This window comes from Gloeocapsopsis crepidinum LEGE 06123, from assembly GCF_015207655.1.
Lineage (GTDB): Bacteria > Cyanobacteriota > Cyanobacteriia > Cyanobacteriales > Chroococcidiopsidaceae > Gloeocapsopsis > Gloeocapsopsis crepidinum.
Window position 1 is genome coordinate 1 of record NZ_JADEWN010000115.1, and the last position, 6,637, is coordinate 6,637.

The window sequence follows — 6,637 nt, forward strand, 5'->3', positions numbered from 1 at the left end:
GATTTTGACGATTTTGCTAGCTTGGGTTTTACTTATTCCTCCATCTATTGCCTCAATGACTTTTTTCTCCAGTCGTAGCTGTAGGGGGCTGGCATTTTTTACTTTGGTTTACTCCTTCTCTATTTTGTCCTCATCTTTCCTTCTCTTGCTATACAAGCATTTTGTATAAGTTCAGGCCGATGTACGGTCTTACGCATCACCTTGCTGGGCAGACTGTAGACTTGCCAGATGTCGATTGTTAGAGGCGCGATCGCTTTACTAATATTTTTCTGCCTTCAGTCTTTGACCCATATCAATCGTTTTCTGTTTTTGCGTTTCTAGGTAAGTAAGGTAAGCACTTAATACTCTGCTTTCAGATGGAGATGCATTAACTCTATATTCCTGCAGCCACTTCCTAGCTATTTTTAATTCTTTGAGTCTTTCTCTTAAATCTTCTAGCTATCTTTCCAACGGAGATAAACTCATAATTTTTTTTAAGTACTAGCTAATTCAAACATAAAAACACCCTAGTGATTAAATTACTAGAGTACATGAAAAAGCGTGATACAAATATATTAATCCATTGGTCTAAGCTGGCTTAGCTTTAATTTATCTGCATAATTTTTATCAATCATTTGAGTAGATGTATCGCACCATTTAGCAATAACTGCACTTGGTACAGATTTCACTAGCTGCAAGGTAATAAAAGTATCCCTACAGTTGTATGGTGTTGTGTTCGGCTTAATAGGATCGACAACTTTATGCCATACCTTATCTAGAAAATTAGGATAATTGATCGCCAGTCCTTTAGGGGAAGGAAACACGTAAGCTGATGGGTTTACTATTTCTGGCTTAATACACTGTAACAACTCTTGCACTCTAGAGCTAACGGCGATCGTTCTAGATTTATTATTTTTAGACCCATCCGACCAAACTTGTCTTCCCCTTACGGTTTGAATCGACCCGTCAAAGGTAACGATCAAACAATCATCAGAAACTTTTTCCCACTTCAAACCGATCGCCTCAGAAGGACGGCATCCAGTCAAGAACCAAAATTCTACTATTGGGGCATAGTGTCTAAAATTCATTCCCAAACGTTTGTCGTTTTTGAATGCCTCAATTACCGCGTCTCGTTCCTGCTCTGTAAAAGAATCTGGCATGGGGTGAGTAATTGAATTGCGTTTTGGTAATTCTGACGCTAGCCCGTGGTAGGGATTGTCACTAATCAGCCGGTGTTTGATTCCCTAGTTACAAGCAGCTGATAGGTATTGCAGCATCCGTCGTGTCTGATCGATGGTGGTTATCTTTAAAAGCGCCTCCTTAGTCTGTAGAGCATCGAAGTTGAGGCGATCGCCTAACTTGTCTAGCAGTGCAGTGAAGTTAAGATACTCGTCCCAAGTTTTAGCCTTGACGTGCCGCTGCTTATCCTCCAGAAACTTGTCCCACACTTGACGTAAGTTAGCCTTGGCTTGCTGATCTACTGGTGGTACAACTTCCAAAACTGTAATCTTGCCGTATTTAGCAAGAGTAGGGTCAAAGCGATCAAGAGTGATATCACTGTCTATTGTGTGTGCTTTTGCCCTAGCTACCTTTAATGCATCCCTGGAGTCAAGCCCGACAGTGAGAGAGTAGGTTTATCTTGTTAAGCGTCCAACGTAGCCGTAGGGATTCTCTAAACCGCTCTAATGAGATCCTCCCTATCCGCTCCTTTCCTGTGAATGCTTGTTGTGCCATATCTTGTATCTCACCGATTAGTTGAATTGTATCTAGATACAAGGTTGATACAAGTTGACCGAATAATCAATAGAGTTGAATTGCTGATTCTGTAAAGATTTTGTGTTTTTGCTTCTCAATATTGTATCTATTACCGATTACTCTACTGCTCTGATACAAGATCGAAAATTCATTTTGGTGGAGAAACTAGAAAGCACTTCAGGCAGTAGTTTCTGAAGTGCTTATTCTGTAAAGGTTTGAAGATGAGCAATATATGGGTCGCCCGGGATTCGAACCCGGAACTAATCGGTTAAAAGCCGAGTACTCTACCGTTGAGTTAGCGACCCAGCGGAAAGTTGCGTGCGGAGGTTTCCTCCGTTGAGCAAACTTTACAAGATAGATGCCTGATGTTTTTTGGCAACTTTCCTAAGATACCACATAAATTCCAAGTTTGTGTAGGAATTTTATAAAAAAATGACTTCCATGTTTACCAAAGTATTCAAACTCGCGCCAGGTTCTAAGGAAATTAAGTCAGTTCCTGTGTTGAGTGCATTGCGTGGCGCAGTCCACGGTTCAACACAGTAAAAATCTTTGCCCTTCTGCGTCCAAAAAACCAATGTTTTATAGTCCGTATCGTTCCAACTCATTTGCAACTGTAAGCCTCGATTAGCATCGCGAACACTTGCCGTTGCTGCATTGAGTGGTCGAAACGCAGCATCAATCTCATCTTGCTCAAAATCAAAATTACCAGTGAAAGAGTGATTCGTTTTGGTACGCTGATCTTGATATGCAGTCGCGGGAATAGTAAACTGTAACTGCGTTTTATCATGTACCAGAAAATAAGGATGCAGTCCTATTGAAAAGGGCATAGCAACTGTGGAGTGATTCGTAATGCGTTGGGCGATCGCTAATTGATTTCCCTGTAACTGATACGTAAACGCTAAGTGAAAATCAAACGGATAAACTGCACGAGTCGTTTCACTGCTCTCTAAACTCAGAGTTATACTAGCTTGTTCTTGGGTTACCTGCTCGGTAACTTTCCAGGGTAAATCGCGGGCAAAGCCGTGTTGTTTTAACGTGTACTGTTGCCCGTTATAGGTATAAGTGTTGTCTGGTAAGTTCCCGCAAATCGGAAATAAGATTGGAATCCCACCACGCACACTCAGTTGCGGATTGGCAAACCGTTCCGCATCCAAGTAGAGAATTTCTTGACCTTGAATCGACCAACGAGTGACGATACCACCGCGTTCTGGTACAACTTCTAAAAGAGAATCAGCGGCTTGATCGCTCAGAGTGTAGGTTTTGTATTGTTGTTGAGAAGAGGCGATCGCAAACACAGTACTTTATATGGTAAGTGAACACAGGCATCTTGCCTGCCAAAATACTAATCTTCCGCAAAGATATACCGATACAACTCATTCGGATCTGGTTCTGGGCTACTTTCTGCGAACTTCACCGCTTCGTCAATTTCTTGTTGAATTTTTTGTTCAATTTGTTTCAACTCTTCCTGAGATGCCAAATCTTGCTCAGTTAGATGTGCCGCAAGTTTCTTGATTGGATCGCGCGCAAACCAAAATTCTTTTTCATCTTTGCTACGCAACTCATCAGGATCAGCAAGCGAGTGACCGCGAAAACGATACGTTAAAGCTTCAATTAGTGTAGGACCTTCCCCTGCTCTTGCCCGCGCCACAGCTTCTTGAGCAACTTGGCGTACTGCCAAAACATCCATACCATCAACTTCAACACCCGCCATACCAAATACGCTCGCTTTCTTATAGATCTCTGGCTGCGAGGTAGCGCGTTCGTGTGCCATGCCGATCGCCCATTTGTTATTTTCTACAACATAAAGAATCGGCAGTTTCCACAATGCTGCCATATTGAGGCATTCAAAAAATTGACCGTTATTACAAGCACCATCGCCAAAAAAGCAAGCCGTCACTTGATCCGCACTTTCATCGCCCATCATTTCGCGACGATATTTCGATTGAAACGCTGCACCCGTTGCAACAGGAATTCCTTCAGCAACAAACGCATAACCACCAAGGAGACGATGCTCTTGAGAGAACATATGCATCGAACCACCACGACCTTTACTACAGCCAGTCGCTTTGCCGAACAACTCTGCCATAACTTGTTTAGCAGGTACTCCAGCACTTAATGCATGAACGTGATCGCGATACGTGCTACAAACGTAATCTTCACCAGGGCGCATCGCTTGAATCACCCCAGTTGAAACCGCCTCTTGTCCGTTATAAAGATGGACAAAGCCAAACATTTTGCCTCGGTAGTACATTTCCGCGCATTTGTCTTCAAAGTAGCGCCCCAAAATCATGTCTTCATACAGCCGCAGTCCTTCTTCTTTGCTCAGTTGAGTTGAAGCAGCAGAAAAAGTGGGTAATGTTCGTTCTTGCACCATCGCTGTGTAGTATCCTCGTAGTAATATTAAAGATAGTTATAAACTGTCTAGTATCTTAGGTTAGATAACTTTGACTATTGTGGGGCAAATTCCTGTCGCGGATAAAGCTCACAAGTTATTATGATTGCACGGTTTTGCTGAGACGGAAAAACGTTCGTATAAGTTGATTACTTGCGGTGCAAAGGAAGTAAGCTGTGCAAATTCCACTAGACTACTACCGAATCTTGGGACTGCCAGTTGCGGCAAGCCACGAACAGTTACAACAAGCTTACCGCGATCGCTTATTACAATTACCGCGACGCGAGTATTCACAAGCCGCGATCGCCGCCCGCAAGCAGCTAATAGAACAAGCATACGCCGTTTTATCTGATCCTGAACAGCGTAGTGTTTACGATACCAATTATTTTGCACATCGGTACGAACAGCAACTAGTACCTAATGACACGCCACCTCATTCAGAATTTCCTGTCGAGGATATTTTTGCGCCTCACACTCCGATTATCGACGTTGCAGATCACTTATTTGCTGGTGCTTTACTTATCCTTCAAGAACTTGGAGAATACGAACTTGTCCTCACCCTAGGAAATTCTTACCTCAACACCTCGAACCACGAACCAAATAACATCTCATTCCGCGCTGATATTGTTCTAACAGTTGCCTTAGCTTATCTAGAATTAGGACGCGAACAATGGCAGCAAGGACAATACGAAAGTGCTGCAAACTCCCTACAAAACGGCGAACAACTACTCAGTCGCGAAGGCATTTTACTCGGCATCAGAAACGATATCTTAGCAGATATCAATAAATTACGCCCGTATAGAATTTTGACATTGCTAAAAGAACCAGAAGGTACATTAGAACGCCGATACTTGGGATTAAAATTACTGCAAGATTTGCTCGATGCTCGCGGTGGAATTGACGGGGTCAGAGATGATGGTTCAGGACTCAGTCTTGATGACTTTCTTCGTTTTATTCAGCAGATCCGCAGTTACCTCACAGTATCCGAACAGCAAAGTTTATTTGAAGCAGAAAGCAAACGCCCATCGGCTGTTGCTAACTATTTAGCAGTGTATGCCTTAATCGCACGCGGCTTTACTCAAAGAATGCCCGTTCTTATTTCTCAAGCTAAGCAGTTATTACAACATTTAGCGCAAGTCAAACCTCAAGATGTTTATTTAGAGCAGGCAATATCTACACTTCTTTTAGGTCAAACAGTAGAAGCAAATCAAGCCTTAGAACTTTCACAAGAATACGAACCTTTAGAGTTTATTCGCGAACATTCTCAAGGTTCTCCGGATCTTTTACCTGGATTGTGTCTTTATGCAGAACGCTGGCTGCAAACTGAAGTATTTCCCCAGTTTCGCGATTTAAAAAATCAGCAAGCTTCTTTAAAAGAATACTTTGCTGACGAACACGTTCAGGCTTACTTGGAAGCACTGCCAAATCAGATTGTAGCAAACCAGCAAAAAGCTCCAGCTATGACTGCAACGTCAACAAGAAATCATACATCTCAGCAACGAGTGCAACCTACTCGCAAGCAGCATACTACTGATGTTGCAGGGGATGTTACTAGAGTAACGACATCAGTTATAAAACCTACAACTAACAACAGTGCGCTTGTCCCGACGACAGAACATGCTGGCTATGTAGGTGAAAATTCCAAGCAAACAACTTCAGCGCTAGAACACGTACGCATTTCTCCAAGAAAAAGACGCAGAAGAAAGCTTTCTACAAAAAGAAAAACAGCACTGGCAGTGATAGCCCTTGCGGGTCTTTTAGCAAGCGTATTTTTGTTTGCCCTACTCGGTCAAGCCTTTAGCTGGCTACGTCGAACTTTATATCCAGCGCCACCTCTGTTACCAGGCGAACAGCTTTCAGTAGAGTTAAATCGACCACTGATTGCAATTCCTACTCCTGGTTCTCAATTTTCTCCTGTTGTAGAACCTCTTGATACTGCAACAGCTGAGCAAGTTGTGCAAAGTTGGTTATCGGCAAAATCGTCAGCGTTTAGCCCTAATTATGCGATAGAAAGCTTACAAAATATTTTAGTTGATCCGACGTTAGCTCAATGGCAACAGCGTGTCAGGAACGACAGAGCGAGTAACCGCTATCGGCAATTCCAACATAGTGTAAAAATAGACTCAGTACAAGTCAATCCGAAGAATTCAGACATAGCAGTAGTACAAGCAATAGTTAGTGAAATCGCTCAAGTGTATGAAAATGGTCAGCTAAACCAACGTGCTTCCTACGCAGATCAAAACCTCCGTGTTAGATATGATTTAGTGCGCAGAAATGGTGCATGGCAAATTCGGCAAATGCAGGTTTTAAATTAGCTTTTAGCGATGAGTGATTAGCCATTAGCTTTTACAATCATGATTGTAAGTGGGCACTTGTATACAAGATACAGCCTATTGCAGTTTTATGAGGCACAGTAGCAACAGTGAGTAAACCAGTTTTTCAAATGCACGGGATTAATTAAATCGAGTGCAGTGGCAATGAGAAGATCAACCCTGAATGCAGTAGTTGGGG

The 6,637-nt window shown here is 42.6% G+C and carries 5 protein-coding genes and 1 tRNA gene; 1 reads left to right on the plus strand and 5 read right to left on the minus strand.

Annotated features, from left to right (window positions below):
* Positions 1–554: 554 nt before the first annotated feature.
* From IQ230_RS25620 to pdhA, 5 genes are all read right to left on the minus strand, one after another.
* A complete protein-coding gene (locus tag IQ230_RS25620; protein WP_193935010.1) occupies positions 555–1,139 on the minus strand; it encodes a tyrosine-type recombinase/integrase in 585 nt (194 codons plus the stop codon).
* Between the two features lie 84 nt (positions 1,140–1,223).
* The gene (locus tag IQ230_RS25625; protein WP_193935011.1) at positions 1,224–1,478 is read right to left on the minus strand and encodes a hypothetical protein; all 255 of its coding nucleotides are present in this window, start codon (positions 1,476–1,478) and stop codon (positions 1,224–1,226) included.
* Positions 1,479–1,967: 489 nt separating this feature from the next.
* Positions 1,968–2,039: transfer RNA gene (locus IQ230_RS25630), tRNA-Lys, on the minus strand.
* A 117-nt stretch (positions 2,040–2,156) separates the two neighbouring features.
* A complete protein-coding gene (locus tag IQ230_RS25635) occupies positions 2,157–3,029 on the minus strand; it encodes an aldose epimerase family protein (protein ID WP_193935012.1) in 873 nt (290 codons plus the stop codon).
* A 47-nt stretch (positions 3,030–3,076) separates the two neighbouring features.
* Complete coding sequence (gene pdhA, locus IQ230_RS25640; protein ID WP_193935013.1) at positions 3,077–4,108, minus strand: pyruvate dehydrogenase (acetyl-transferring) E1 component subunit alpha; 1,032 nt, start codon at positions 4,106–4,108, stop codon at positions 3,077–3,079.
* 194 nt (positions 4,109–4,302) lie between these two features.
* On the opposite strand from pdhA, the gene IQ230_RS27815 reads away from it, so the two are divergent.
* A complete protein-coding gene (locus IQ230_RS27815) occupies positions 4,303–6,441 on the plus strand; it encodes an IMS domain-containing protein (protein ID WP_193935014.1) in 2,139 nt (712 codons plus the stop codon).
* The last annotated feature ends 196 nt before the right edge of the window (positions 6,442–6,637 follow it).